This is a genomic window from Helicobacter sp. MIT 00-7814, assembly GCF_003364115.1.
Taxonomy (GTDB): domain Bacteria; phylum Campylobacterota; class Campylobacteria; order Campylobacterales; family Helicobacteraceae; genus Helicobacter_F.
Window position 1 is genome coordinate 1 of the sequence record NZ_NXLL01000028.1, and the last position, 23,849, is coordinate 23,849.

Here is a 23,849-nt window from a genome sequence, read left to right on the forward strand (position 1 = left end):
GCTAATGTCGGAGCTATAAGCTCAGAAAGTCCTATGGCTATAGGTTTTGGAGGTGCAAGAGCTGCTCAAGCAAAAAATACTTCTCAAGCTATCTCTAGTGCTAATAGCTATATGGATAAGTTTGGAGGATTTTCAAGCAATAGTGTTTATACACTTAGAAATGAAATGGATATGGCGCGTGATGCTTATAGAAGTGCTATGAACACACCACATGCTGCAGCTAGTAAGGCTAATTGGATGAATGCTAAAAAAGCTTATGATAATGCCCTAAGGACACAAAATAGTATGCAAAGACATTATAATGCCCTTTCACCACAGGCTAAAGATATGGTATTACAACAGATGGGAGGAAGTAATGGGGGGATAGTAACAAAAAATATAAATCAACAAAATATTGACATTTATTAAAAAGCGAGTTATAATTGTCAGGACTTTCAGATTAAGTTCTGCTCCTCCTATTAAGCTACTCTTAATAGGAGTTTTCTATTATGTCTTTTAACTTCGGGTGAATACAATCCAAAATGTCATCTACAAAAATTCTAATCTTTTGCGGAAACACTCCAGCATAGAATTGTGTATTATTTTTCCAGTTTTCCTTTACAAAAATATTAGGTGTAGCTTTCCCTTTCTTATTGATCCCTGTCTTTAGCAAATTTTCCCAATGGAATGCCTTATTCCTAATGGTGCGCATAAGACGAAAAATTAAAAGTATCTTTAGATTATTGTCATGTATCGAATGGTTAGTAGTCGTAGAATACCTTGATAAACGAATATGCCCAACATTTAATATTTTTGGAGCTTGATAATCCTTTTCTTTGATGAGAATCTTTGTAATGTTTATCCAAAAACCGAAGTTTAATCTCGAAACAGCTTGATTATGTGTTATTGTGTGATAATCTTTTTTAAAAACTTTTTCTAAGTCCATATATATAAAATTTTCATCTTGAGTTTTCTGAGCATCATCTTTTGAGACAGATTCCCAAAGATTATGCAACCATCTATCCCCATTGGAACTTTGAGTTTTCATAATTTGATCAATTTTATTTCGTAAAAATAATTCAAATACTCCAAGCTTCCAAGAAATATCCCTAATTAGGCGTAGATTTGCGTTATGCTCTTGAATGTTGACATAACTACTGATTCTGCCTAGAGAGAAAATTCCTTGATAAACTTCTCTATCCATAGCAACCTCTTAGTTTTCTATTTAACGATTCTATAATCTCCAGCTTCCATATCTTTTTTTACTTTTTCCAACATTGCAAGATATTTAGGATCTTTTGCTTCCTCTCTATTTTCATCAGCCCAAAGAGCTACAGTAGCCCTGACATTATTTAGAGTTACGAGATACAGCTCTCCGCTTTCAATCATATCAGCAATATCGTCTTGTGTGAATTGAGGATAAATAGGTTTTCTATCTAGTGTAATAAGCCAATATTTATGTTCCCTTAAGTCTTGAATTGTGCCTCTTTTAAACTCTCTATCCCACGCATTCCAATATGACTCCTCTTTAGAGTCTTTGCTTTCTTTGAGGTATTTTTCATAGGCTGCTTTCCATTCTTTCTTAGAAGTGATTAAGCCTTTACTTTTGTCATCATCAGCGCAGATTTTAGCCCATTCCTCAGAAGTCATATCTCTATCTGAGCGATCCATAGTGTATCCATTAGCAGGAATGCTAGTATCACTAAATGTCATACCAAGTAAATAACCTAGTGCAAAGCTACCCATAGCCTTTTCTCCTTTCGTTAGTTAAATTTTATGGGCATTATAGGGATATTTAGGGAAAAATGCAAATGTGGCTATGTAAAAGAAGTAGGGGCTGGTAAAAGGAGGGGTAGCCAAATTTTCCTTATTATAGAGGTTATGTGGCTTAAATACACATTAAGCAAACTTAACATAATATGCAAGCAGGCTTTTAGATGGAAGCTATCTAATTTGAGTGCGTGGCTTATAACCCGATGGCTCAGAGTGTCTTTTGACATTAGCAGTCTAAAGGCTTAATTTTTAAGATACATTGTTTTGAGGGCAAGATATTGCGTTTTTTCGCAATCTAGCCACAACTTACAGCGTTGAATCGTTATCGAAGTCCATTATATCGTTATTTAAATCATCAAAGCCGTTATATTTAAAATTGTCCCACCCATAACTGACTAAATCAACCAAATCAGGACGCCCACTAAGAGCTGTAGGATCTAGATTTTCAAGCTGATTTGTAATACTTGCTGGATCTGGTATATAATTTGGGTCATTAAAATCCATTTAAGTTTCTCCTTTTCTATATTGTGAGTGTATGTATTATAGGGATATTTAGGGAAAAATGCAAATGGGAGAATGTGGGATTTGGTGTTTTGGGGGTTGGACTTGAGAGTAGGGGCTTGGAAAAAGGCAAATGCAGATTTTCAGACTTATTTAGACTTCTTGTTTAGTGGAAATCCAAAAGTTTTAACAATTATACCCAAAACGATGATGAACGCTACTAAAGGAAAGCATACTGCAAAAGTTGTCATTATTCGTCCTTTGAGTTGAAGTATCTATAATATAGCATAGAAAGGTAAGCTAAAACCACAACATTGAATGCAATACCGATAGACAGCACGACAATCTTAATTGTTATAAGATTTTCTGCATTGACAAAAAGATATGAAATCAAACCAAAAAACGACACTATAAGTGCGCTAATGGCTTTTTCTAAGTTGTCAAGGATTCTATCAAGCTTACTTTTCATGCTTTGCATTGTAACATAAAGTTGCAAATAAGTATTTTAAGTGGGGACTGGTAAAGGGAGGAGCTACTTACTAATTGCCTTAAGCATATAAAGTGTCATTCCTATAAGCCCAACTAGTGCTAGTAATGCTGTAAAAGTTGCTAAAACTAAGGTCATTCTAATTCCTCCAATTCATCAAGTAGCTTTAATTCTTATAAGTTAGCCCTTAACAACTAAAGCTCAATCACCAATTTCTTTAACCCAACAGCTTTAGCATAAGCTTGAAGTGTTGAAAATTTAAAATCTCCATTATTGCTTTCAAACTTTGCTACCACACTTTGGCTTACTTGCATACTCCTAGCAACTTGTGCTTGAGTGAGCTTAGAAGATAATCTTGCTTTGATTATCTTTCTTTTTAGCTCATACGCTGGCTTTAGGGCTTCGTATTCTTGTTTGAAGTCTTTGTCTTTTAATAGCTCTTGTTTTAAATCATTGAGTTTCATTATTTACCCCCTTTGATTTGACTTAGAATCTTTCTAGCCTTTTGCAATTCATTGCGTGGTGTCTTTTGGGACTTTTTGATAAAACAATGAAATATAATCACTATTTTATCTTTTTGGAAAGTAAAAAATCCTCGTGCAATTCCCTCTTTTCCTTTAGCGCGTAATTCAAAAAGCCCATCTCCAAAAGCAGATACATAAGGCTCGCCAAGCTTATTGCCAAATTCGGCTAAAAGCTCCATATTGCTAAGGAACTTTGCTCTTAAACTCACAGGTAATTCTTTGATTTGATTATCTACCTGCTCATTAAGCGTTTGGACATCAAACAAGCGATTCTCCTTTTGTTTATGGTTTTGAAATGCAAGAGATATTATATCCTGCAAGCTATAAATTTAGCTTAAAATTTATGATTAGCTTGCCCTTCCTTTACCAGCCCTCTTATTCCCAACACTCTATCTCTCACCTTTCACAACAAAGACTTCCTAAAAAATACAAATCTATGCTATAATACAGGCTTACCTTTCAAGAAATTGAAGGGATTTGGCTCACTTTTGTGGGTTGCTCCGCCATAGAGCGGAGGTATTAATCTATGATATGCTCTTTGAGCTTCTGCTTTATCGCTTCAAATGTATTGTCATCAACACTACTCTTGTAGTTTAACCTGCGCTTATTATCAAACACTCTTATTTGTCCAAGTAAGGCAACTTGCTGCGTTCCCTTGCTGTCAACAAACTTATGATAGAGAAATCCTGACTTGTTGCTTGTTTTACTGCTTAAGGGGATACCAAGAAAAGTTTTATTGAAAAAGGATTTAATAACAAGCACAGGGCGCGTAAAGTCCATATTCTTGCCATAAACTTCACTGCCAATATTTTGTCCAACATTTACCCAATAAATCTTTTTGGGAATTACTTTCTTAGTGATTTGGGAATTATCAATCTGCTTTTTAAGAATATCCCACTCATTAAGCCTTTGAGAGTTATCAATAATCACGAGAAAACCTTAAATATTAAAATATTTATTAGCTTATTATAGTAAAAGAAGTGATTAGAATGGCGGTAAAGCACCGCTGTGAATTGCGAGGTAATTATATCAAAAATGCAGGTTTTGACAAGAAATTTAGGGAAAAATACGCATTAGGGCTAGATGTAAGAGAAATAGGGCTAGTAAAAGCAGGATAGGGGTTCATTTATTGCTAGGCAAGAGTTGTATCTCTCTAATGGAATCGCTATGCTTTTTTAATATGTTCCCAACCTTAAAGCCTCCATCTACACTTGCTATTACCACATCTAAACCATTAGTTCTAGCACATTTTAAGGCTGGAGAAATATCAGAATCTTTGCAAAATACAATAATTCTATCAACTAATTTTTGATAAGCTAAATGAGAAATATCAAGCCCTAGCAACATATCAACCTGTTTTTGTGCAATAATTGGCTTGCCATCTGAATCAAAACCTCTAAACTTTAAATCACCGAGCCGAACTGCGAAATGATCCTTAAAGGCAATATTTTGAATAAAACTAAGAATTTGCTTTCTTAGCTTTTCCATCTTTTTGTATTTTTCGGGGTCTTTTCCTTCATATTTTTCCATCAAAGCCTTGTTTTTCTTGTCTTTTTTAAGTTCATCAAAGCATAATGGCTCGGCTGTGTAAAAAAACACTCTATAGATTTCCTCAGTTTTGTCATGTATAGCAGAATAAATGAGCTGTGAGACATCATCTATGTTGTTGTAATTAAAAGATATGTTTTTATTTTTTCTTTGAATATTGGCAATATCAAGTCTTAAATTTTCCCAATCAACAAATATTGCCACTTTTTTCACAGGAGATACCCTTAACTTTTTCTATCATATTTAGCCCTTAGCTTAACTCCCGATTGCGCCGAATTAAGTAGTGCGCAATACCAGTGGGGAATTAAACTAAAGCCTAAATACTTCGGGCGAATTCTTTCAAATATTAACTTAAAGTCTTATTAAAGAGCTGACTTGCAAGGGGAAAGGATCCCCTTTAAAACGAGCGTATTATACATTGTTTTGAGTAAATGTTTTCTGAAAAATACCTTTATTAGCCCACCCTTCCTTTACCAGCCACTCATTCTCGCTTCTATATTCTCTAATATCTCACACAATATCCACCCTCACATCTTTACCTAATGCTTTGGCGTATGAGCGCAATGTAGAGAGACGAGGAGAGATTTTACTATCCAAGCTTTCTAAGCGACTAACAACGCTTTTAGTGGTGTGCATTTTCTTTGCAAGTTGTTCTTGCGTAAGGTTTGCTTCTTTGCGCGCGGCGATAAGCTTAGACTTCACGATAAATTCAGTCTCTAACTCATCGTAATGAGCCTTAATCTTTGGGTTTTGTAATGCTTGCTGTTTAAAATCATTCAGGGTTTTCATTGGGTTTCTCCTTTATTTGCTTGGCTCGCTTTTTGGCAAGATCCAAATCCTTTTTGGGGATTTTATTTGATTTCTCAATAAGCGTGTGCAAGATAATATCTTGTGCCCTTTAAGTGTGGCAAATATACTTCTAGCAATCCCTTCCTCCCCTTTGGCACGAAATTCAAACAGCCCATCTCCAAGTGGGGCAGAATGTGGTCTGCCAAGATTTGGTCCATAAATCTCAGCAAGTTCAAATATACGCAAGAGACAAGCCACTATGCCTTCAGGAAGCTTTATTGTCTCATCATAAACATTGTCATTAAAAAATCTTATCTCATAATTCATGTATGTAATGTTAGCATAAATGAGAACTTTTTGTATTTGTTTAGCTCAAAAATAAAGGTGGTGTGTTATTTAGGAATCTTACCCATTCCTTTGCTAGCTTATCTTTGCAATCAGAAACTCCACTTCTTGGGTGTATGCGGAAGAGTGTTTTAGAGTTTTTCGCATACAACTATCCATTCTTCATTCATAGTGCGTGATAAAGCTCCAATTTTATTGGTGGGTGAGTTTTGAAGCGGCATAGATTTGTTTGAGATTTTGCGTTTTAGTGTATTTAGGTGCTTAAATCCATTATTGCAAAATACTTCAGCTATAAATTCATCAGTAGGCAATTCTATATTTTTTACTCTACGATTGCCTACAATAAAGAAAACTTTGGCACCAATATTTAATGAATCTGGCAAGGACTTAATACTAGATTCTAAATTTTCATAAAAACTAGAAACTTCCAAGGCTCTTTTATTGTCAGCCTTAGCAATTTCTAAAATATATTCTTTCATTAAGCCCTTCTCATAAAGTTTTTTTGCTTTAATGCCACCTAACATCTTAGAATCTAGTTTTCTAGCCTCTTTAAACCCCAACCATTCGTTTATGAATGTGCTAAATTGCCCATAAGCAACCGTTGTTTTAGAATCTCCATAAGGTGGACTTGTAAGGATTGTATCAAATTTTTTATCAGTATTATAGAAGCCTGAATTATAAACAGATAAATTAATACCTCTTAACTTTTGTTGATAAAATTCAATATAAATATTAATAATATTTTTAAGCTTTCTATTAAAGATTTTATAAGTATTTGGAATGTAACTTTCATATTCTTTCATTCTAAAAAGTTTAAATTCATTATTTCTTGTATAGCTTGCTTCTCTTAGTGTCTCACTAAATGCTAGCATAAAAAGATTTTTTGCCGTTTCATTTTTAATAGAAATGATGGCATTAAATATAGCTATTAAATCTTTTTGTGCTTGCTTTTCTATCCAAAAATCAATATTTGTAATATTGTTTAAAATATTAAAATCTAGTATTTTTGACATATTGTTTTCTATATTATCTAACAAAATTTTATATTGTTTTAAAAGATGACTTGATTCTATATATGTTAATCTAGCCTTTGAAATCATTATCGCTAAAGGATTTAAATCAAATCCTATAAATTCTTTTATATCATAATCCAATGCAGCAACAAAACTACTTCCACTTCCACAATAAGGATCTAAAAGATTTGTTTTCTTTGCTTTAAATTCTTTTAAAAGCTCTAGTCCAATTTGAGGAAGCATTGTAGCTGGATATTTATGTAGATTTGGATACATTGAGGCATACGATTGTCCTAAAAAATCATATTTTGGATTATAAAAAGCTTCATAGTATTCTTTATGATTTGTAACTTTTTGAGTGCTTGCAGTCATTGTAGATTCTCCTGCGCATAAGCTATAAGATAAGATAGAGGTTTGATAAAATTATCTGTTTTTATATTTTTTCCAATAAAAGCACAATCAAAAAATTTAAACATTCCTCTATGTTGCGGATTATTAATTTCATCATAAAAATTTACCGTTGCAAAGCATACAAGAGGCATGATTGGTGGATTATAGTAAATATTATATTTTTCTTTAATATCAGATTGTGAATTTGCTATTTCCATTAAGAGTTTCCATTTATAAGTTTGTCCAGCTCTTTCTCTCAATGAGGTTTTAAGTGATAAAATAATACATTTATTCAAGTTATTATTAGAATCTAGGCTGTAAATTACTAAATCTACATCTGGTTTTTGCCCTTCATCATCAATATTAATAAAAAATAGTTCTTTATGATGCGGAACTGTAGATATTTCACTAGTAATAAAAATATTTTCTTTAATATTTCCTTGTTCCTTATTTTTTAAAAATACCCAAATGATAAGATTTGAAAAAGCATTTCCAGCAATACCTTTTCTTGCTTGCGAAGCGTCTTTAATCTCGCCTTTTTGGATTCTTTTTTGAATTAATTTTTCAACTTTATCTTTAGAATCTGTAAGATAATTATACAAATAATCAAAAATTTTTTGTAATGTAATTTTTTTGCTATTAATATCTGCTTGAATAGAATCTAGCATTGGCTTCATATAATACTTTTCTTCTATTTTTTGCAAAGTTTTTAATTCATTTTTATTTAACATCATTTTTCCTTATAATGTGATTCTACTCCCACTCAATTATTGCAACTATAACAATTTTTTATTATATGCTTTCATTTTTTCTTGTAAGCTTGATTTATATCTTACATTTTCGTTGAATTTTAATGTTTTTACAAAACCTAGCAAATTATCCAGCAACACATCTTGTCCATCAAAATCTAATTTTATAGCCATTTTAGCTTCTTTGTCAAGGCTTAAGATTTTATGAGAATTTGCATCAATATAGAGAAGATTCTGCCAATTGTCAATTGCCTTAAGCATATCAATATCATTTACAGAATAAAAAGGGACTATATGGTGCAATTCAAATTGAATATCTTTTTCTACTTCGTGGTATTTGAAATATTCATTTTTTACTACCATGCTTCTTTTAAATTTCACTACCTCACCTTTAATTTCACCTTTTAGTATCAAACGCTCAGAATTTTCATCATGTTCAAAAAGGCTTATCAAAGCAAAGGTATTAAATATCGAATCGGTTTCATTTTGCCAGTTGCGAAAGTCTCGTTTTTGTGTTTTATCTCCATTAAATTTTTTAGGATCACAATACTCTCTAACACATTTAACTACCGTTTCTTGCCTAGCGTTTAGAGAACGAAATTCCTCTATAAATTCTGTTATCTTATCAACACTTAAAATTTGCCCTTTCCAAGTATTGCCCAAAAAGGATGCAAAAAGTGTAAATTCTATATTACTAATGTAAGCTTTTTCAAGCGAATTTATACAATCTAAAATACTTTGCACCAAGCCACCACAATAAGTATCTATAGCAAGTCCTAAAATTTTAAGTTCATCAAAGATATTTTTAGCTTCCAAAAGATTAATACCATCTTGCGAAATTTGGGCGTATAGATATTGAGCTTTTTTGTTTACAGGGCACAATTCTTTTCTTTTATTGAATCTATGAATAAGTCCCAAGCGCTGTAAATTTACAAAAATAATCTTTCGCATACCATTATCGGTTATACTTTTATTGATTTGTCTTAAATCCCTATCTGTATTAGCCAAAAACTTAGCCCATTTTTGCTCTTGCGATTTATATCTATATTCTTTATGGATATCGCCTTGTGTATGAAGTAGCATTCCATACTTTTTTAAATTCTTTAAAACAATTTTGATGTAGTCTAAATCCCAGCGATAATGTTGAAAATAGTGCGCTCCACGATACCCATCAAGCCCTACACGCCATGCCAAAAATTCCAAGCATTCTAAACCCGGATGTATACTTATCAAATCGGTCTTAAATTTTTCATATCTCATTTTACGCCTCCACAATATTTAAACTTTCATCTAAATAAGCTTTGTTAAGCTCACAGCCAATAAAATTACGTCCTAATTCCCTTGCAATAATACTTGTCGTGCCTGTTCCGCTAAATAAATCAAGAATAATATCTCCTTCTTTTGAGCTTGCTTTTATCATTCGCTCTATCATTTCTTTTGGTTTTGGGCTTGGGTGTTTGCCTTTTACAACTCTACCATTCACCTTATCTTTATGTCTTTGACTTACGATTTCCCATACATCAGAACAAAGCTTGCCATTTGGGTTTGGATACCAACGTTTACCATTTTTTAGTATTCCTTTTTTGCTTGCATGTGCTATTCTTTCGCTTGACTGATATGGGATTCTGATATTATCGTAATCAAAATAGTAGTTTTTAGAATCCATGGTATAAAACAATATAGATTCTTGATTGCTAACATATCGTTTTTTTGCATAACTTAAGCCATCTTTTTTATACCAAGTGATAAAATTTTGAAAAAAAACTTGCTTGTTTAAAAGATAATTCAAAAAAATAGCATTGTGGTAAGGAGTGTTAAAAATATAAAAACTCGCATTTGGTTTTAGTTTTTGCAACATTAAATCAATCCATTTAAAAGAAAAGTTTAAAAATTCTTGTTCATTTTTAAAATTATCCCAAGCAGCAATTTTAAGATTATATGGTGGGTCAATTATGGCTAAATCTATGCAAGATTGCGGCAAAGATTCTAAAAAAATGAATATATCGCTAATGTAAATTTTATTCAAAAAAACTGATAGCACTTAGCCTCCTATCAATTAGGTTTTTATAATTTTCATAAAGTTCATAACCTATAAAATTGCGATTTAATTCTTTTGCTACGCCCAAAGTTGTTCCACTTCCTGCAAATGGGTCAAGCACAATATCATTAACAAAAGAATAAAGTTTTATAAGCCTATATGGAATCTCACGAGGCATTATTGCAGAATGTTTTCCAAAAGCAATATCGCTCTTATTTGGTATTGGAATATCCCAAATTTGTTTGGTAAAATTTACCCATTCTTCTTGAGTTAATTTACTTTTTTCTTTTTGCTCTTTTGTGATTTTAGAATCTGGCCTGCCGTCTTTTACGAAAACTGTTATAAATTCTGTCGTATTTTGTGCGTAAAAATTACGAGGATATGGATAACTACCAAACATAAGCTTTTTTGTTGGATTGGTGCGATTCCAAATATACATATCAAGTAAAAACAATGGTATGGATTCTAAAATACTATGCTGAATATCGCTTTGCAAATCAAAAATATGACGATTATAATGCGTATTTAAATCCTTTTTTAGCATTGGCATAAGTGGAACATTAATGCAAAGCTTGCCATTTGATTTTAAGATTCTATGGCATTCACACCAAACTTTTAAAAGCCCATCAATATATTTTTTATAGTCATTGATTGCTCCTAAATCTTGGCTTTTAGATTCTGAATGAGTAATTGTTTGATAACCATTTTTTGTATAATCTTTAATATTAAAATATGGCGGACTTGTAATAATTAAATCTACACTATTACTAACAACCTCACTCATATTGGTGCTGGATTTATAAAAAACTTTATTTAGCATGCCTACTCCCACTCTATCGTGCCCGGGGGCTTGCTTGTGATGTCATAAACCACACGATTTACGCCCTCTACTTCGTTTATGATTCTATTTGCTACGCGCTCTAAAAATTCATGTGGGAGATGAGAAAAGCTTGCTGTCATTCCATCTAGGGCTTCTACTGCGCGCACGCAAATTGTGTTATCATAAGTGCGGTTATCGCCCATAACACCGACACTGCGGACATTTAACAGCACGCAAAATGCCTGCCACACGCTATCATACAGCCCACTTTTTCGCAGCTCATCGATAAACACGCTATCAGCGCGCTTTAGCACCTCCAAATCCTCTCTATTCACCTCGCCCATGATGCGTATGGCAAGCCCGGGTCCGGGGAAAGGGTGGCGCATAAGCATAGATTCTGGCATGCCAAGCTCACGCCCAAGACTTCGCACCTCATCCTTAAACAGCTCACGCAGCGGCTCAATCAGCTCAAAACGCATCCATTCAGGCAGCCCCCCCACATTATGATGGCTTTTTATCGTTTTGCTTGGCCCCTTCACGCTCACAGATTCGATAACATCAGGATACAGCGTGCCTTGCGCGAGGAATCTTATCTCGCCGTGTGTATTATGCTTTTTTGCCTCGCGCTCAAACACCTCAATAAAGGTCTCGCCGATAATCTTGCGCTTTTTTTCTGGGTCGCGCACGCCTTTCAATCGGCTTAAAAACAGCTCGCTAGCATCAACACTGATGAGCGGAACTTTTAAGTTTTCTTTAAACATCTTTTCCACAGCCTCACGCTCACCAAGACGCAAAAGCCCCGTATCCACAAACACGGGGATAAGATTCTCACCAATGGCACGATGAAGTAAGGCTGCCACTACGCTAGAATCGACACCTCCACTTACAGCGCAAAGCACCTTGCCGGGCGTCGTCTTTTGGGCGGGCGCGTCTTTTGGGTACAAATCGCTAGGCGTTGTCTCTTTGGCACTTTTAAGAGATTCTGCGTTGTCGGCTCGGTCATTTGGTCCTGCCAAACTCCCTTCGCCTCCGCCTTGAAAGCTCTTGAAATTGCTCAAAGATACTTCCGCCTTGTCGCCTTGGTTTGGCGTGGTTTTTGGCTGTGGCACGCCCACAATTTCGCGAAGTTTTGTAATTTCAGCTTCTGCAAAGTTTTTCATATTCCAATTATTGCTAGCTCCACAAATATTAAGCGCGAAGTTTTGCAGGATTTGCGCGCCTTGCTCGCTATGGACTACTTCTGGGTGAAACTGCAGCGCATAAATATTTCGCGCAAAATCTGCAATCGCGCAGTAATGCGTATTCCCACTTTTTGCAAGCTCAACAAAGCCCTGCGGCAAGCTTTGGACTTTATCGGCATGGCTCATCCAGACGATAGAATCCTGCTTGATTCCAGCAAATAAATCTTTATTGTCATTGCGAGCAGAGATAAAGTCAGAGCGTGGCAACCCATTTGCAGAATCTTGTTTGGCAGAATCTTGCGCGGATACAGAATCTAAAATCGTCAAAACAGCCTTTCCAAACTCTTGCGCCTCCGCTCGCACCACTTCGCCCCCAAAATGATGCGCGATAAATTGCATTCCATAGCAGATTCCAAGCACAGGAACGCCAAGCTCAAAAATCCCGCTACTAGGCTTATACGCGCCCTCCTCATACACGCTAGCAGGACCGCCACTTAGGATAATGCCACGCGCACTTTTAGCCTTTATATTTTCAATGCTTTCAAAATATGGCACAATCTCGGTATATACGCCCGCCTCACGCAACCGCCGCGCAATTAACTGCGTGTATTGACTCCCAAAATCAAGGACTAGAATCTGCGCGCAAATCGTAGGCTGAGTGGTAGGAATCTGTGTGTTTTGCATACATTTCTCCAAACTATTTTGTAAAATTTGGCGCGTATTATAATCAACTTTGCCCTAAGCTTTGCTTTTAGCGCGCAAAAGTCTTTGAAAATTTAAAGTTAAAGGCTAAAATGCGCGTTTCTCAAACTCCTAAAAATTTCAACTTCATAAAAAATAGCAAAAAGGTAGCAAAAATGGACGAGCATTTTGATGTGATTGTCGTGGGTGGCGGGCATGCAGGGCTTGAGGCTGCGTGCGCGGCTGCTAAAATGGGCGCAAAAACACATCTTTTTACAATTTTGCTTCAAAATCTCGCACTTGCAAGCTGTAATCCAGCCGTTGGCGGGCTTGGCAAAGGGCACTTAGTCAAAGAAATTGACGCGCTTGGTGGCGTAATGGGGCAAATCACAGATAAGTGTGGCTTGCAATTTCGCACGCTCAATGCCTCAAAAGGTCCCGCTGTGCGTGGCACAAGAGCACAAATTGATATGGATCTTTACCCCATCATCGCTAAAAAAATCGCGCTCAACACCCCAAACCTTAGCCTTTCGCAAGAGCTCATCACGGATTTAATCACCACTGCGGACTCAAGCGCCACCATAGATTTAGCCACAGGTGGAAATCCACGCCCAAAAGTCATCGGCGTCAAAAGCAATCTGGGCAAAAGCTACTATGCAAAATGCGTGATTCTCACCACCGGCACATTTTTGCGAGGGCTTATCCACATTGGGGAAAAACAGCTCAAAAATGGGCGTTTTGGCGAGCTAAGCGCGGAAGATTTACCGCATTCTTTTCATGCGCTAGGGCTTGAAGTAGGCAGGCTAAAGACTGGCACATGTGCGAGGATTGATGGGCGTAGCATTGATTTTAGCGATTTAGAAGCTCATCATGGAGATAGCAACCCACCGCATTTTAGCGCGCGCACGAAAGACTTTCACCCCACGCAGATTCCGTGTTTTGTCACTTATACAAATGAAAAAACGCACGAAATTATCCGCGCAAATTTCCACCGCGCGCCACTTTTCACAGGGCAGATTCAAGGTGTGGGACCGCGCTATTGCCCCAGCATTGAGGATAAAGTCAATCGCTTTGCAGACAAAACGCGCCACCAGCTTTTCTTAGAGCCTCAAACGCGCGATTGCGTGGAATACTACATTAATGGGCTTTCAACCTCGCTCCCAACGGAAGTGCAAGAGGAAATGATACACAGCATTAAGGGCTTAGAAAATGCGCGCATTACGCGTTATGGCTATGCGATAGAATATGATTTCGTGCAACCTACGCAGTTGTGGCACACACTAGAGTGCAAAAAATGTGAGAATCTTTTCCTCGCAGGACAAATAAATGGCACGACAGGCTATGAGGAAGCCGCCGCGCTTGGGCTTATGGCAGGCATTAACGCGGTGAAAAAAATCCAAAACAAAGCGCCTTTAATCTTGCGCAGAGATGAGGGCTATATCGGCGTGATGATTGATGATTTGGTGAGCAAAGGCACAAATGAGCCCTACAGGGTTTTTACCTCGCGTGCGGAATACCGCCTGCTTTTGCGCGAGGATAACGCATATTTGCGCCTTGGGGGCTATGGCTATGAGTGCGCGCTTGTGAGCGAGGCGGAGTTTGAAGCGATACAAAAGGATAAAAAAGACATTGCGCGCGTGCTTGAGTTTCTCGCTCAAACTTCAATCACGCCAAACAAGGCAAACAAGGAGCTTTTAGAATCCTTGCATTTAAAAGCAATCAATGATAAAACCACGCTTTTGCAAACGCTAAGCATTAATGAATTTAGTAATGACGCGCTATGCACGCTATGCGGGGCATTTGGTTTGGAGCTAGATTCTCTAAGTGAGCGGGCATTAGAGCAAGTGCGTATAGAATCTAAATACGCAAGCTACATTAGCAAGCAGGCAGATTCTCTGCAAAATATGGAGCAAATGCTAAGCGTGGAAATCCCGCAGGACTTTAGCTTTGATGGGATTCCGGGATTGAGCTTAGAAGTGGTTGAAAAGCTAAAAAAATTCAACCCAAAATCGCTTTTTGAAGCCAGCCGCATAAGCGGGATAACGCCCGCAAGCCTTGATGTGTTGCATTTATATATCCATTTGCGACAAAAGCGCGCGCAAGCCACACAAGCCTAAATTTTAAGCCTAATTTTAAGGAGATTCTATGCTTTCAAAAGACATTTTAGCCTACTCAAAAGTGCGCTACGAACTGCGCGCGTATATGACTTATCTTTTTGAGCAAAATATCCACGAAACGCCACAAATAAACCTAGAGCAGATTCTCAAAGGTGTGGAGAAAATCAAAGATGAAATCAAGGATTTTGAGCTTATTTATGTGCTAGATTCTAAAGGCAATCAGCTAAGCTACACCACTTCCCAAACAGGCGTGAGTTGCGTGCATTCCGAGCTTAATGAAAATTATGCCGACAGGGCGTATTTTTATGAAGCCATAGAGGAGGAGCGCTGCATTGTAACTAACCCCTACCCAACTATGCATAGTGGCAAGCTCATCGTAACGGCGTCTTATCCCATTTATGATCACAAGCACAAATTGCAATATGTCGTCTGCATTGATGTGCGCCTAAGTGATGCGCTCAAAATCACCGCCACCACGCCACTTTTCAATACTTTCTCGCGCCTTAGCACGATAATGTATTTTATGATTTCAACCATGCTTGGGCTTATTGCGATGTTGCTGACAATAAAGGGCTTTACGAGCTTTTGGGAGGCGGTGGAGCATTTCCATGATTTTAAGACGGAAAATATTTTCCGCTCGACGATTTTACTCACCCTCGCGCTTGCGATTTTGGACTTGGTGAAGACGATTTTTGAAGAAGAGGTGCTTGGGCGCAATATCCACGAAAACAGCGGGCTTGTCAATCGCACGATGATTCGATTCCTTGGCTCTGTCATCATCGCGCTTGCTATTGAAGCGCTTATGCTGGTGTTTAAATTCACCTTGCAATTACCAGAAGAGATTATATACGCGGTGTATTTGTTGCTTGGCGTATCCGCGCTACTCATCGGACTTGCGATTTATGTCAAACTCACCGCGGTGCCAAAGCAAAGGCGCTAGATTCTTTAGCAAATAAATAAAGACGAAAATATCATTATGCTTGAAAACTCACCGCTAGAATCTAAAAAGCAACTTTTTAAAGCATAATGACAAAACTAATAGAAAGGAATAAAATGGAACACATAAATCAGAATCTAAAAAAACTAGCATTTATCGGTGTAGTGGTGCTTTGCTTAAATATTTGCCTAGCAAATACAAATCCTTTGACTGACAAATCAAAGCATATTTACCACCCACAGACACGCGATGAACTCATAAATCTTGTAAGCAATAGAAGCATAAAGCTAGAAACTATTGACACGAGCGAAGTCACTGATATGAGCTATTTGTTTGCGCTAAGCAAGCGCGAGGATTTTAGCGGGATTGAGACTTGGGATGTGAGTAATGTTACAGATATGCATAAAATGTTTGAAAGCGCAGAATACTTTAATCAGCCCCTAGATTCTTGGGATGTCAGTAAGGTAACGGATATGAACAATATGTTTTATAAGGCAACATCCTTTAACCAGCCACTTGATAAGTGGAATGTCAGCAATGTAAAAGATATGAGTAGTATGTTTGCAGAAGCAAAATCATTTAACCAGCCACTTGATAAGTGGAATGTCAGCAAGGTTGCAAATATGCATGGTGTGTTTAGTGGAGCAGAATCCTTTAACCAGTCGTTAGAATCTTGGGATGTAAGTAATGTCAAAGACATGTATGGTATGTTTTCTGATGCAAAGTCCTTTAACCAACCACTAGATTCTTGGGATGTTGGCAAGGTAGAAAGGATGGGATTTATGTTTAGTGGAGCGCAATCTTTTAACCAGCCGCTCAATAAGTGGGATGTTAGCAATGTTACAATGATGGGTGGTATGTTTTGGGGTGCAACCTCATTTAATCAACCATTAGATTCTTGGAATGTCAGTAATGTAGAAGATATGGAAGAAATGTTTTCGGGCACAAAATCTTTTAACCAGAATCTAGATTCTTGGAATGTAAATAAAGAGGCACGCATGGGCTATAAGATGTTTAAAGACTCGCCATTAGAATCCAAACCGCCAAAGTGGTATAAAAAGTGGCGAGATAAGGTAAGGATATGGTAAGGTGGGTTTAGCTTATAGATTCTAGCAAAAGCCAAATCCGCCAAACTCGGCAAACAAAACAAAAGCGCTAGAATCTAAAAGCGGCTTAAAGTATAATGCCAAAGCTAATTGCTAAGGAGTCAAAATGACAAATCAGAATCTAAAAATGCCAAATCCCAATCAGCAAAAAAATGCCAGCGAAGTGCAGAATCTAAAAATGCCAAATCCCAAAAAACCAAAACCAAATCTAAAAAACCTAGCCCTTATCAGCATAGCCGCGCTTGGCTTGATGTTTAGCGCTTGTGGAAAGCATCATCCGCAAAATCGCGATGAATTGGTGGAGTTATTGAGAGATGAATCTATAAAGCTAGATTCTATTGATACTAGCAAGATTACAGATATGAGTTTGTTGTTTGCAGATTTTCCTAGAGATAAATGCGATAAGCTATCATCGGACAAATACCTTGCGCCATATATACAAAATTGTAAAAATAATGCCGGCAAGCGAGAAGATTTTAGCGGGATTGAGACTTGGGATGTGAGTAATGTAAAAGATATGAATAGTATGTTTAGTCACGCAAAATCCTTCAATCAACCGCTAAATAAGTGGAATGTCAGCAAGGTAGAAAGTATGGATTCTATGTTTTTTGGTGCGCTATCTTTTAATCAGCCTTTGGATAAATGGGATGTCAGCGAGGTAGTAATAATGTGGAGTGTGTTTGAGAATGCGAAATCTTTTAATCAGAATTTAGATTCTTGGGATGTCAGCGGTTTGGTGTCAGAAGCGTATATGAGTAAGATGTTTGATAACTCACCACTAGAATCTAACCCACCGAAGTGGTATAAGAAATAAAAGCAAAACCATGCAAGGAATAGACTGCTTTAAGGCTTACGCCTTTGACAATGACGCAAAGGCTGGTGGATTGCTTCGCATAAGCTCGCAATGACGATGATAAAATTTTACAAGGAGTTAAAAATGAAACACATAAATCAGAATCTAAAACAGCTAATCTTTATTTGCATAGCCGCACTTGGCTTGATGTTTAGCGCTTGTGGAAAGCATCAGCCGCAAAACCGCGATGAGCTCGCGGAGCTACTGCGCGATGAAAAAATCAAGCTAAACACGATAGATACGAGTAAAATCACAGATATGAGTTTTTTATTTGCAAATATTTCTAGCGATGATTGCGGAATAGGAGATAGATTTGCGGCATATATACAAAATTGCAAAAATAATGCTGGCAAACGAGAAGACTTTAGCGGGATTGAAACTTGGGATGTGAGTAATGTAACAAATATGAGTGGTATGTTTGGTGCCGCAGTATCCTTTAACCAAGCACTTGGCGAATGGGATGTTAGTAAGGTTATAGATATGAGCTATATGTTTGCTGGTGCAAAATCTTTTAATCAACCACTTGATAAATGGAATGTTGCTAATGTAAAAGATATGAGCCATATGTTTTTTTGGGCAGAATCGTTTAATCAGTCGCTAGAATCTTGGAATGTTTCTAATGTGGAAAATATGAAAAGTATGTTTCATGGTGCCATATCATTTAAGCAGCCACTTAATTCTTGGGATGTAAGCAATGTTAAAGATATGAGTGCTATGTTTTCTAGCGTAAAATCCTTCAATCAGCCCTTGGATAAATGGGATGTGAGCAATGTAGAAGATATGGAATTTATGTTTGCTGGTGCAGAAGAATTTAATCAATCGTTAAACTCTTGGAATGTTTCTAAAGTAACAAATATGCATGGTATGTTTTTAGAAGCAAAATCTTTTAAGCAAAATCTAGATTCTTGGAAAGTAAATAAAGACGCAAGCATATTTGATATGTTTAAAAACTCACCACTAGAATCTAACCCACCGAAGTGGTATAAAAAATAAAGCAAAAAATCGCTAGAATCGATTCCAAAACCTTAAGGAGAACCTATGAAAAAACTACTTAAAAAAACGCTTGCAAAGCTAAAAAATTTCTTTTTGCATGAAAACTTGCAACGCTTAGAGCAAATACTTATGGCTCAAGGCAAGATTCTAAGCTTGCAAAATGCACAAATCACCCACACGCTTAAATCCTCAAAATCTCAAATTGCATCAAATGCTAATAAGGGGGGGGGGCAATAGTTATAACCCTGCGCCGTTTTTTATAGAATCTGCAGAATTTCGCATTTTTAGCCAAAATGGTGAAGATGGAATCATCGATTTTTTAATCCAACTTCTTGATTTAAGCGCATATCCAAAGGCATTTATTGAATTTGGCGTGGAAAACTACACAGAATCCAACACGCGCTTTTTACTCAAAAACCGCAATTTTCAAGGTTTGGTACTTGATGGAAGCAGTGAAAATATAGAATCTATCAAGCACGATGAACTCTATTGGAAGCACGATTTAGAAGCGCAATGTGCTTTTATTACAAAAGAAAATATTAATGACATTATCAAATCCTACCTTAAGTCGCGCGACTTGGGAAATGTCGCGCTTTTGAGCGTCGATATCGATGGGAATGATTACTATGTATGGGAGGCGATCACATGTATTGAGCCTGCGATTGTGGTGGTGGAATATAACGCAATTTTTGGCGCGCAAAAATGCGTAAGTGTGCCTTATCGCGCTGATTTCAATCGCTTCAAAGCACATTTTAGCGGGCTTTATTTTGGAGCAAGTATCCGCGCATTAATCCATCTTGGTAAGAAAAAAGGCTATACATTTATAGGAGCAGATTCCAGCGGGACAAATCTTTTCTTTATAAAAAATCATTTCAAAGAAGCGCTCTCGCTTCTTGCTACGCATAATTTAGAATCTTACTGCACACGCCACCTTGCGCGCCAATCACGCGATATTAATGCTAAGCTGACTTTCCTTTCGCACACAGCAAGGGAGCAAGAAATTGCACATTTACCACTTTTTGAGATAGAAGAATAAATTTTAATACTTAAGCTTTTTGCCCTCTTTTTTGTAAAAATTTATCAAAGAGGGCAATACTTGCGCGCGCATAAAAGGCGTAGTTTTTGAAACTACTTTTCCTTAAATTGCGCTGTGTTGTTTTGCGTATCTTGAATCTGCGCGCTGATATTTTGCAAGTAAAACACCGCAAATTCCTCATTATCAGCACTTCCATAGATTTGAGCCACAAGCGGATATTTCTCAAGCATTGCTTTTCTAGCGCCTTCATCTTGGCTAATGCGCGCCTGCCCTCTTAGGCGCAAAAACACACCTTCGCTATTACAGGAGCAATACTCGATTCCAGCGTGGTTTTGGATATGTTTGTAGAGATTTTTTTTCGTAGAAGTTGCAAAATAGATTTTCCCATCATAGAGCAATGCGCTTTGTACTGGGCGCACTCGTGGATTTCCACAAGTGCCTAAAGTCGCTAAAAATCCAGCAGGGTTAGAATCCAAAAATTCTACGATAGATTCTAAAGAATCTAGCTTTAAAGTATTTGCCATAGCGCTTACTTTACCGCATTGAGCGCGTTATCGTAGTTTGGCTCGTTGGTGATTTCATCGCAAATCTCTTGATACACAACCTTTCCTTGTGGATCTACCACAATCACCGCGCGTGTTAGCACGCCTCTAAGTGGGGAAGATTCTAGCAAAAGCCCATATTTTTTCCCAAACTCTTTTTCTATAAAGTCGCTTGCTACGGTAAGATTTTCAATCCCTTCAGTGCTGCAAAAGCGCCCCTGTGCGAAAGGCAAATCAACTGAAACCACAAACACTTTTGCATTTGGCAAACTTGCTGCTTTTTGGTTAAAAGTCCTTGCTTGCACCGCGCAAACGCCTGTATCTAGGCTTGGCACAACATTGATGATTTGATACACGCCTTGTGCGCCACCTACTTGCACTGCGCCTAGATCTTTACCCACGAGCTGCACGCTTGGCGCGTTATCGCCTACTTTCAAACTGCTTCCAAATAATTTCACTGCTTCTCCATGAAATGCTGCCATTTCCTATCCTTTAAAAAAATTTGATTGTTGGCGAATTTATCCAAAACTGCTACAATCTGCGTCAAATTTTACTCGGGACTAGTAATTGAATAGTAAATTAAACGCCAAATCCTACCTTTTAGACACTTCCATCATTTTAGACGATGTGCAAAATATCATCTATCTTTACCAAAATGGGCAAAATAGGCTTTTCCTCACCGATACAATCATCGATGAGCTCGATAGTAAAAAAGAGCTGCAAAATGAGATGGGCTACTTTGTGCGCGAGTTTTTCCGCAATATCCACACGCTTACTGAATCTAAGCCAAAAAAAGATTCTAAAAACAATTTGCGCGCGCTAGAGGCTGATTTTATCAGCGAAGTGGTGTTTAGGAGTGAAAATCTTAGCGTGCCTTTAACGCTCATCTATCGCCCACGCTACAAAGCCCCAGCCACCGAGCGTAGCCACAATGACTCAAAAATCATAGAAATCGCCAAAGAATACAAACTCACACTTTTAACCAACGACATTTCGCTCAAAATCCGCGCGCTGGCACAAAACATCAACGCGCAATCGCTCTTCCGCAATCGCGTTGAGAATCCAGAAAAAATCGACTTTTGGCATCGCTTTGAGCTGCATAAAGATCAAAGTTTAAGCGTGCTTAACAAAAACGCGGAGTTTAAAAAGCTTAGCGATTGGAGCTTGTGCGAGATTGATGAAGTGGATAATACCGACAGCGCGCTGTATTACACAGGGCGTAAGTTTTTCGCGCTCAAAGTTGAAGGAAAATGCGAGCTGTGCGATATTGATGCTTTGCTTGAAGCACATAAGCCCTACATTTTGCCCGCGAATTTAGAGCAAAAAATGCTCTACGCTCTGCTTTTGCACCCTAAAAATTTTCTCACCATCGCCACTGGCGCCACAGGGAGCGGAAAAACGCTTATTGCCCTGCAGGCAGGCATTAGCCTTTTAAAAAGTGGCGCGGTGGAAGGCATCATCTATCTGCGCAACACCATCACAGCCACAGACAAAGAAGCCGAGTTGGGATTTCGCAAGGGCGATGAGGCGCAGAAATTGAACTATTTTATGTATCCGCTTTTTAGCGCGATAAATTTTATGATTGATAAACTTCAGCAAACCTCTCTAGCGAAAAAAATCGAATATCGTGGTGAGGTGAAAACCATTGAAAAAATGGAGGCGACAGAGTATTTTTTACAAAAGCATAAAATCGAAGTGATTGACATAGCGCATGCGCGCGGGATCACGCTTTCAAATAAGTTTATTATTTTTGATGAAGTACAAAATGCCTCAAATGCGACAATCAAGCTTATCGGCACACGCGTGGGCGAGGGAAGTCGGATTGTGTTTTTGGGCGATTGGGCACAGATTGACCACCCATATCTTAGCAGATTCCGCAATGGCGCATTGAGCCTACTTAAAAAGGCGCTTGAAAACAATATGATCGCTGGAATCCAACTCCGCCAAACCATCCGCAGCGAAGTAGCAAAATGGTTTGGGGAATTTGAGTAGAAATTTAAATTTCATACTTCCCTTTCTCTCACGCACCTCACATACTCACAAACACACACTACAAACCCTATAAACGCCATAACACCTAAAGCGGTCACTGGTGACATATAGCGCGAATTAATTATTGGATTAAACATGGCTATAAAAAGTGCACTAAAAAATCCAGCAAATCCCACACTAAAGCTAAAAACAAGCAAGGCTTTTAAATACGAAGATTCTCTAAAAACTAGCCCCTTGCTATCGCACCCTAATATTTTTGCAATCTTGCTATAAAGCCAAATCATCGCATTCCCCACTTTTTCTCTTTTAATACATAAAAGCAAAAGGCTAAAAATCATCACCAATGAACTTGTTATGACATTTATAATATGGTTAAAAGGCATTTTATATTTGAATAAAAATGTATAGATTTTTTCACGCAAAGGGCTAAAAGTTACATTGCGCTCATTTTCTGGGAAGGGGGAAGCAATGTTCCACATAGGCACTTGTATTCTTTTTGGATCCAAAGCCCAGCCTGCACTTTGCGTCCACATAGCTTTGATAAAATCACCTTCTAATTTTAAAAAATTCTTTGGATATTTTAGCACTGCCTTGAAAAACTCCTTATTAAGCCCCTCAAGTTTTATATTTGGCTTAAATGGGCGCACATCATTAGAAATCCAAGAAAGACTCATTGGGTCTGCATTTAGTGGATATTTATAAAAAACTTCCTTAACATCTTCCCATGTTTTACCCTTTTCATACCATTCTGCTCTAAAACAACTAGAATCATCAGCTGGCACACATGCCCCGGCAATTTTATGCAGCATCATATGATTTGCGGGGTATGCCTTATTAACCACAAGTGCTTTTGGCACACCAATCACAATGCCAACACACAAAAGCGCACTAATAAACAATGAGACTATATACCAAAGAACAAATTTCTTCCCTTCTAACCCACGCAACAACAAATAGCAAATAATAAAAAATGCAGGATAGACGCTAAAAATCGCATTATGACGCCAAAGTAATGCAAAAAATATTAATACACTTAAAAATATACACAAAATCCATTTAAAAATAAGTTCGCCACTATTTCCATTTAGTGGTACCAGAATCAAGAATAACAGCAAACTATAAAGACATAAAAGTAGCATTGGCAAAGAAAAGCTCTCATGTATTATGAAATTTTGAAAATAAATATTCCCAATAAAAAGTGGGAATAATGCTAAAAGTGCAAATTTACTCCTAAAATGGATATACAATCCGCACACTAAGAATCCTAAACCCACATAAAAAGGCACAAGATTAAACAAATACAAATAATACAAGTGCTTGCCAAAGCATTTGTATAAAAATTCCACCACATAAGCGATAAATACAGGGTGCGCGTCATTTTTTGCCAACGCAATGGAATTATAAGTATCCCCAATCACATGGAATCCCGGAAACCCAAGCCAAAACTGAAACACA

Annotated in this window: 27 protein-coding genes and 2 pseudogenes; 10 read left to right on the plus strand and 19 right to left on the minus strand. The window is 37.4% G+C overall.

The annotated features are described in order from the left end of the window. Nucleotides 1-408 (plus strand): annotated as a pseudogene (locus tag CQA49_RS08170) (hypothetical protein); the annotation flags it as partial. Between the two features lie 61 nt (nt 409-469). Here CQA49_RS08170 and CQA49_RS08175 read toward each other — a convergent pair. The 7 genes from CQA49_RS08175 to CQA49_RS08205 form a co-directional block, all read right to left on the minus strand. Beyond that, nucleotides 470-1,183 carry a hypothetical protein gene (locus CQA49_RS08175; RefSeq protein ID WP_115575472.1) on the minus strand — a complete coding sequence of 238 codons (714 nt, stop codon included), beginning with the start codon at nt 1,181-1,183 and terminating at the stop codon, nt 470-472. Nucleotides 1,184-1,200: 17 nt separating this feature from the next. Further along, entirely contained in the window at nt 1,201-1,725 is a 525-nt protein-coding gene (locus CQA49_RS08180; RefSeq protein WP_115575473.1) for a hypothetical protein, read from the minus strand. A 333-nt stretch (nt 1,726-2,058) separates the two neighbouring features. After that, nucleotides 2,059-2,256 carry a hypothetical protein gene (locus CQA49_RS08185; RefSeq protein WP_115575474.1) on the minus strand — a complete coding sequence of 66 codons (198 nt, stop codon included), beginning with the start codon at nt 2,254-2,256 and terminating at the stop codon, nt 2,059-2,061. Nucleotides 2,257-2,503: 247 nt separating this feature from the next. Next, the gene (locus CQA49_RS08190; RefSeq protein WP_115575475.1) at nt 2,504-2,722 is read right to left on the minus strand and encodes a hypothetical protein; all 219 of its coding nucleotides are present in this window, start codon (nt 2,720-2,722) and stop codon (nt 2,504-2,506) included. Between the two features lie 212 nt (nt 2,723-2,934). Next, a complete protein-coding gene (locus CQA49_RS08195; RefSeq protein WP_115575476.1) occupies nt 2,935-3,204 on the minus strand; it encodes a helix-turn-helix domain-containing protein in 270 nt (89 codons plus the stop codon). After that, nucleotides 3,204-3,530 carry a type II toxin-antitoxin system RelE/ParE family toxin gene (locus CQA49_RS08200; RefSeq protein WP_115575477.1) on the minus strand — a complete coding sequence of 109 codons (327 nt, stop codon included), beginning with the start codon at nt 3,528-3,530 and terminating at the stop codon, nt 3,204-3,206. Before CQA49_RS08200 ends, CQA49_RS08195 begins: the two co-directional genes overlap by 1 nt. A 253-nt stretch (nt 3,531-3,783) precedes the next feature. Then, nucleotides 3,784-4,194 carry a type II toxin-antitoxin system PemK/MazF family toxin gene (locus CQA49_RS08205; protein ID WP_258864273.1) on the minus strand — a complete coding sequence of 137 codons (411 nt, stop codon included), beginning with the start codon at nt 4,192-4,194 and terminating at the stop codon, nt 3,784-3,786. A gap of 59 nt (nt 4,195-4,253) precedes the next feature. Between CQA49_RS08205 and CQA49_RS10520 the strand changes: the two genes are divergently transcribed. Then, the gene (locus CQA49_RS10520) at nt 4,254-4,382 is read left to right on the plus strand and encodes a hypothetical protein (RefSeq protein WP_258864274.1); all 129 of its coding nucleotides are present in this window, start codon (nt 4,254-4,256) and stop codon (nt 4,380-4,382) included. Between the two features lie 4 nt (nt 4,383-4,386). On the opposite strand, the gene CQA49_RS08210 is transcribed toward CQA49_RS10520, so the two are convergent. From CQA49_RS08210 to guaA, 9 genes are all read right to left on the minus strand, one after another. Beyond that, a complete protein-coding gene (locus CQA49_RS08210) occupies nt 4,387-5,025 on the minus strand; it encodes an NYN domain-containing protein (protein WP_115575478.1) in 639 nt (212 codons plus the stop codon). A 297-nt stretch (nt 5,026-5,322) separates the two neighbouring features. Then, nucleotides 5,323-5,601, minus strand: a complete 279-nt coding sequence (locus CQA49_RS08215; RefSeq protein WP_115575479.1) for a helix-turn-helix transcriptional regulator — start codon at nt 5,599-5,601, stop codon at nt 5,323-5,325. A 12-nt stretch (nt 5,602-5,613) separates the two neighbouring features. Further along, nucleotides 5,614-5,928, minus strand: coding sequence for a type II toxin-antitoxin system RelE/ParE family toxin (locus CQA49_RS08220; protein WP_258864275.1), 315 nt, complete (start codon nt 5,926-5,928; stop codon nt 5,614-5,616). 149 nt (nt 5,929-6,077) lie between these two features. Then, entirely contained in the window at nt 6,078-7,331 is a 1,254-nt protein-coding gene (locus CQA49_RS08225) for a 50S ribosomal protein L11 methyltransferase (RefSeq protein ID WP_115575480.1), read from the minus strand. Further along, nucleotides 7,328-8,080, minus strand: coding sequence for a BsaWI family type II restriction enzyme (locus CQA49_RS08230; RefSeq protein ID WP_115575481.1), 753 nt, complete (start codon nt 8,078-8,080; stop codon nt 7,328-7,330). The genes CQA49_RS08225 and CQA49_RS08230 overlap by 4 nt, the downstream gene beginning before the upstream one ends. A 45-nt stretch (nt 8,081-8,125) precedes the next feature. Next, nucleotides 8,126-9,358: a hypothetical protein gene (locus tag CQA49_RS08235; protein WP_115575482.1), complete on the minus strand. Its 1,233-nt coding sequence runs from the start codon at nt 9,356-9,358 to the stop codon at nt 8,126-8,128. Nucleotide 9,359: 1 nt separating this feature from the next. Beyond that, entirely contained in the window at nt 9,360-10,124 is a 765-nt protein-coding gene (locus CQA49_RS08240; RefSeq protein ID WP_115575494.1) for a site-specific DNA-methyltransferase, read from the minus strand. Further along, entirely contained in the window at nt 10,117-10,920 is an 804-nt protein-coding gene (locus CQA49_RS08245; RefSeq protein ID WP_115575495.1) for a site-specific DNA-methyltransferase, read from the minus strand. The genes CQA49_RS08240 and CQA49_RS08245 overlap by 8 nt, the downstream gene beginning before the upstream one ends. A 38-nt stretch (nt 10,921-10,958) precedes the next feature. Further along, nucleotides 10,959-12,821 carry a glutamine-hydrolyzing GMP synthase gene (gene guaA, locus CQA49_RS08250; RefSeq protein WP_115575483.1) on the minus strand — a complete coding sequence of 621 codons (1,863 nt, stop codon included), beginning with the start codon at nt 12,819-12,821 and terminating at the stop codon, nt 10,959-10,961. 173 nt (nt 12,822-12,994) lie between these two features. Between guaA and mnmG the strand changes: the two genes are divergently transcribed. From mnmG to CQA49_RS08285, 7 genes are all read left to right on the plus strand, one after another. Continuing rightward, on the plus strand, nt 12,995-14,935 hold the full coding sequence (gene mnmG / locus CQA49_RS08255) for a tRNA uridine-5-carboxymethylaminomethyl(34) synthesis enzyme MnmG (RefSeq protein WP_115575496.1): 1,941 nt from the start codon (nt 12,995-12,997) through the stop codon (nt 14,933-14,935). A 28-nt stretch (nt 14,936-14,963) separates the two neighbouring features. Continuing rightward, complete coding sequence (locus tag CQA49_RS08260) at nt 14,964-15,875, plus strand: PDC sensor domain-containing protein (RefSeq protein ID WP_115575484.1); 912 nt, start codon at nt 14,964-14,966, stop codon at nt 15,873-15,875. A 113-nt stretch (nt 15,876-15,988) separates the two neighbouring features. After that, nucleotides 15,989-16,960: a BspA family leucine-rich repeat surface protein gene (locus CQA49_RS08265; RefSeq protein ID WP_115575485.1), complete on the plus strand. Its 972-nt coding sequence runs from the start codon at nt 15,989-15,991 to the stop codon at nt 16,958-16,960. A gap of 124 nt (nt 16,961-17,084) precedes the next feature. Continuing rightward, nucleotides 17,085-17,792, plus strand: coding sequence for a BspA family leucine-rich repeat surface protein (locus tag CQA49_RS08270; RefSeq protein WP_220271739.1), 708 nt, complete (start codon nt 17,085-17,087; stop codon nt 17,790-17,792). A 123-nt stretch (nt 17,793-17,915) separates the two neighbouring features. After that, nucleotides 17,916-18,824 (plus strand): BspA family leucine-rich repeat surface protein, encoded by a 909-nt coding sequence (locus tag CQA49_RS08275; protein WP_115575486.1) that lies wholly within the window; start codon nt 17,916-17,918, stop codon nt 18,822-18,824. Between the two features lie 45 nt (nt 18,825-18,869). Then, nucleotides 18,870-19,061 carry a hypothetical protein gene (locus CQA49_RS08280; protein WP_115575487.1) on the plus strand — a complete coding sequence of 64 codons (192 nt, stop codon included), beginning with the start codon at nt 18,870-18,872 and terminating at the stop codon, nt 19,059-19,061. Next, complete coding sequence (locus CQA49_RS08285) at nt 19,036-19,860, plus strand: hypothetical protein (protein WP_115575488.1); 825 nt, start codon at nt 19,036-19,038, stop codon at nt 19,858-19,860. The genes CQA49_RS08280 and CQA49_RS08285 overlap by 26 nt, the downstream gene beginning before the upstream one ends. Nucleotides 19,861-19,952: 92 nt before the next feature. Here the strand turns inward: CQA49_RS08285 and CQA49_RS08290 are convergent, their stop codons facing one another. Both CQA49_RS08290 and tpx read right to left on the minus strand, forming a co-directional pair. Continuing rightward, nucleotides 19,953-20,384, minus strand: a complete 432-nt coding sequence (locus tag CQA49_RS08290) for a pyridoxamine 5'-phosphate oxidase family protein (protein ID WP_115575489.1) — start codon at nt 20,382-20,384, stop codon at nt 19,953-19,955. A 5-nt stretch (nt 20,385-20,389) separates the two neighbouring features. Next, complete coding sequence (gene tpx, locus CQA49_RS08295; protein WP_115575490.1) at nt 20,390-20,884, minus strand: thiol peroxidase; 495 nt, start codon at nt 20,882-20,884, stop codon at nt 20,390-20,392. Between the two features lie 85 nt (nt 20,885-20,969). Here tpx and CQA49_RS08300 point away from each other — a divergent pair, with 85 nt between their 5' ends. Then, a complete protein-coding gene (locus CQA49_RS08300) occupies nt 20,970-22,394 on the plus strand; it encodes a PhoH family protein (RefSeq protein WP_115575491.1) in 1,425 nt (474 codons plus the stop codon). Nucleotides 22,395-22,405: 11 nt separating this feature from the next. On the opposite strand, the pseudogene CQA49_RS10095 reads toward CQA49_RS08300, so the two are convergent. Next, nucleotides 22,406-23,849: pseudogene (locus CQA49_RS10095) on the minus strand (hypothetical protein); the annotation flags it as partial.

Coding starts and splice junctions, on each gene's coding strand:
- CQA49_RS08235 (WP_115575482.1), bottom strand. CDS start 9,358: ATGAGATATGAAAAATTTAAGACCGATTTGATAAGTATACATCCGGGT.
- CQA49_RS08175 (WP_115575472.1), bottom strand. CDS start 1,183: ATGGATAGAGAAGTTTATCAAGGAATTTTCTCTCTAGGCAGAATCAGT.
- CQA49_RS08195 (WP_115575476.1), bottom strand. CDS start 3,204: ATGAAACTCAATGATTTAAAACAAGAGCTATTAAAAGACAAAGACTTC.
- CQA49_RS08215 (WP_115575479.1), bottom strand. CDS start 5,601: ATGAAAACCCTGAATGATTTTAAACAGCAAGCATTACAAAACCCAAAG.
- CQA49_RS08230 (WP_115575481.1), bottom strand. CDS start 8,080: ATGTTAAATAAAAATGAATTAAAAACTTTGCAAAAAATAGAAGAAAAG.
- CQA49_RS08265 (WP_115575485.1), top strand. CDS start 15,989: ATGGAACACATAAATCAGAATCTAAAAAAACTAGCATTTATCGGTGTA.
- guaA (WP_115575483.1), bottom strand. CDS start 12,821: ATGCAAAACACACAGATTCCTACCACTCAGCCTACGATTTGCGCGCAG.
- CQA49_RS08190 (WP_115575475.1), bottom strand. CDS start 2,722: ATGAAAAGTAAGCTTGATAGAATCCTTGACAACTTAGAAAAAGCCATT.
- CQA49_RS10520 (WP_258864274.1), top strand. CDS start 4,254: ATGGCGGTAAAGCACCGCTGTGAATTGCGAGGTAATTATATCAAAAAT.
- CQA49_RS08260 (WP_115575484.1), top strand. CDS start 14,964: ATGCTTTCAAAAGACATTTTAGCCTACTCAAAAGTGCGCTACGAACTG.
- CQA49_RS08185 (WP_115575474.1), bottom strand. CDS start 2,256: ATGGATTTTAATGACCCAAATTATATACCAGATCCAGCAAGTATTACA.
- CQA49_RS08270 (WP_220271739.1), top strand. CDS start 17,085: ATGACAAATCAGAATCTAAAAATGCCAAATCCCAATCAGCAAAAAAAT.
- CQA49_RS08245 (WP_115575495.1), bottom strand. CDS start 10,920: ATGAGTGAGGTTGTTAGTAATAGTGTAGATTTAATTATTACAAGTCCG.
- CQA49_RS08290 (WP_115575489.1), bottom strand. CDS start 20,384: ATGGCAAATACTTTAAAGCTAGATTCTTTAGAATCTATCGTAGAATTT.
- CQA49_RS08220 (WP_258864275.1), bottom strand. CDS start 5,928: ATGAATTATGAGATAAGATTTTTTAATGACAATGTTTATGATGAGACA.
- CQA49_RS08280 (WP_115575487.1), top strand. CDS start 18,870: ATGAAAAAACTACTTAAAAAAACGCTTGCAAAGCTAAAAAATTTCTTT.
- CQA49_RS08285 (WP_115575488.1), top strand. CDS start 19,036: ATGCTAATAAGGGGGGGGGGCAATAGTTATAACCCTGCGCCGTTTTTT.
- CQA49_RS08275 (WP_115575486.1), top strand. CDS start 17,916: ATGAAACACATAAATCAGAATCTAAAACAGCTAATCTTTATTTGCATA.
- tpx (WP_115575490.1), bottom strand. CDS start 20,884: ATGGCAGCATTTCATGGAGAAGCAGTGAAATTATTTGGAAGCAGTTTG.
- mnmG (WP_115575496.1), top strand. CDS start 12,995: ATGGACGAGCATTTTGATGTGATTGTCGTGGGTGGCGGGCATGCAGGG.
- CQA49_RS08180 (WP_115575473.1), bottom strand. CDS start 1,725: ATGGGTAGCTTTGCACTAGGTTATTTACTTGGTATGACATTTAGTGAT.
- CQA49_RS08225 (WP_115575480.1), bottom strand. CDS start 7,331: ATGACTGCAAGCACTCAAAAAGTTACAAATCATAAAGAATACTATGAA.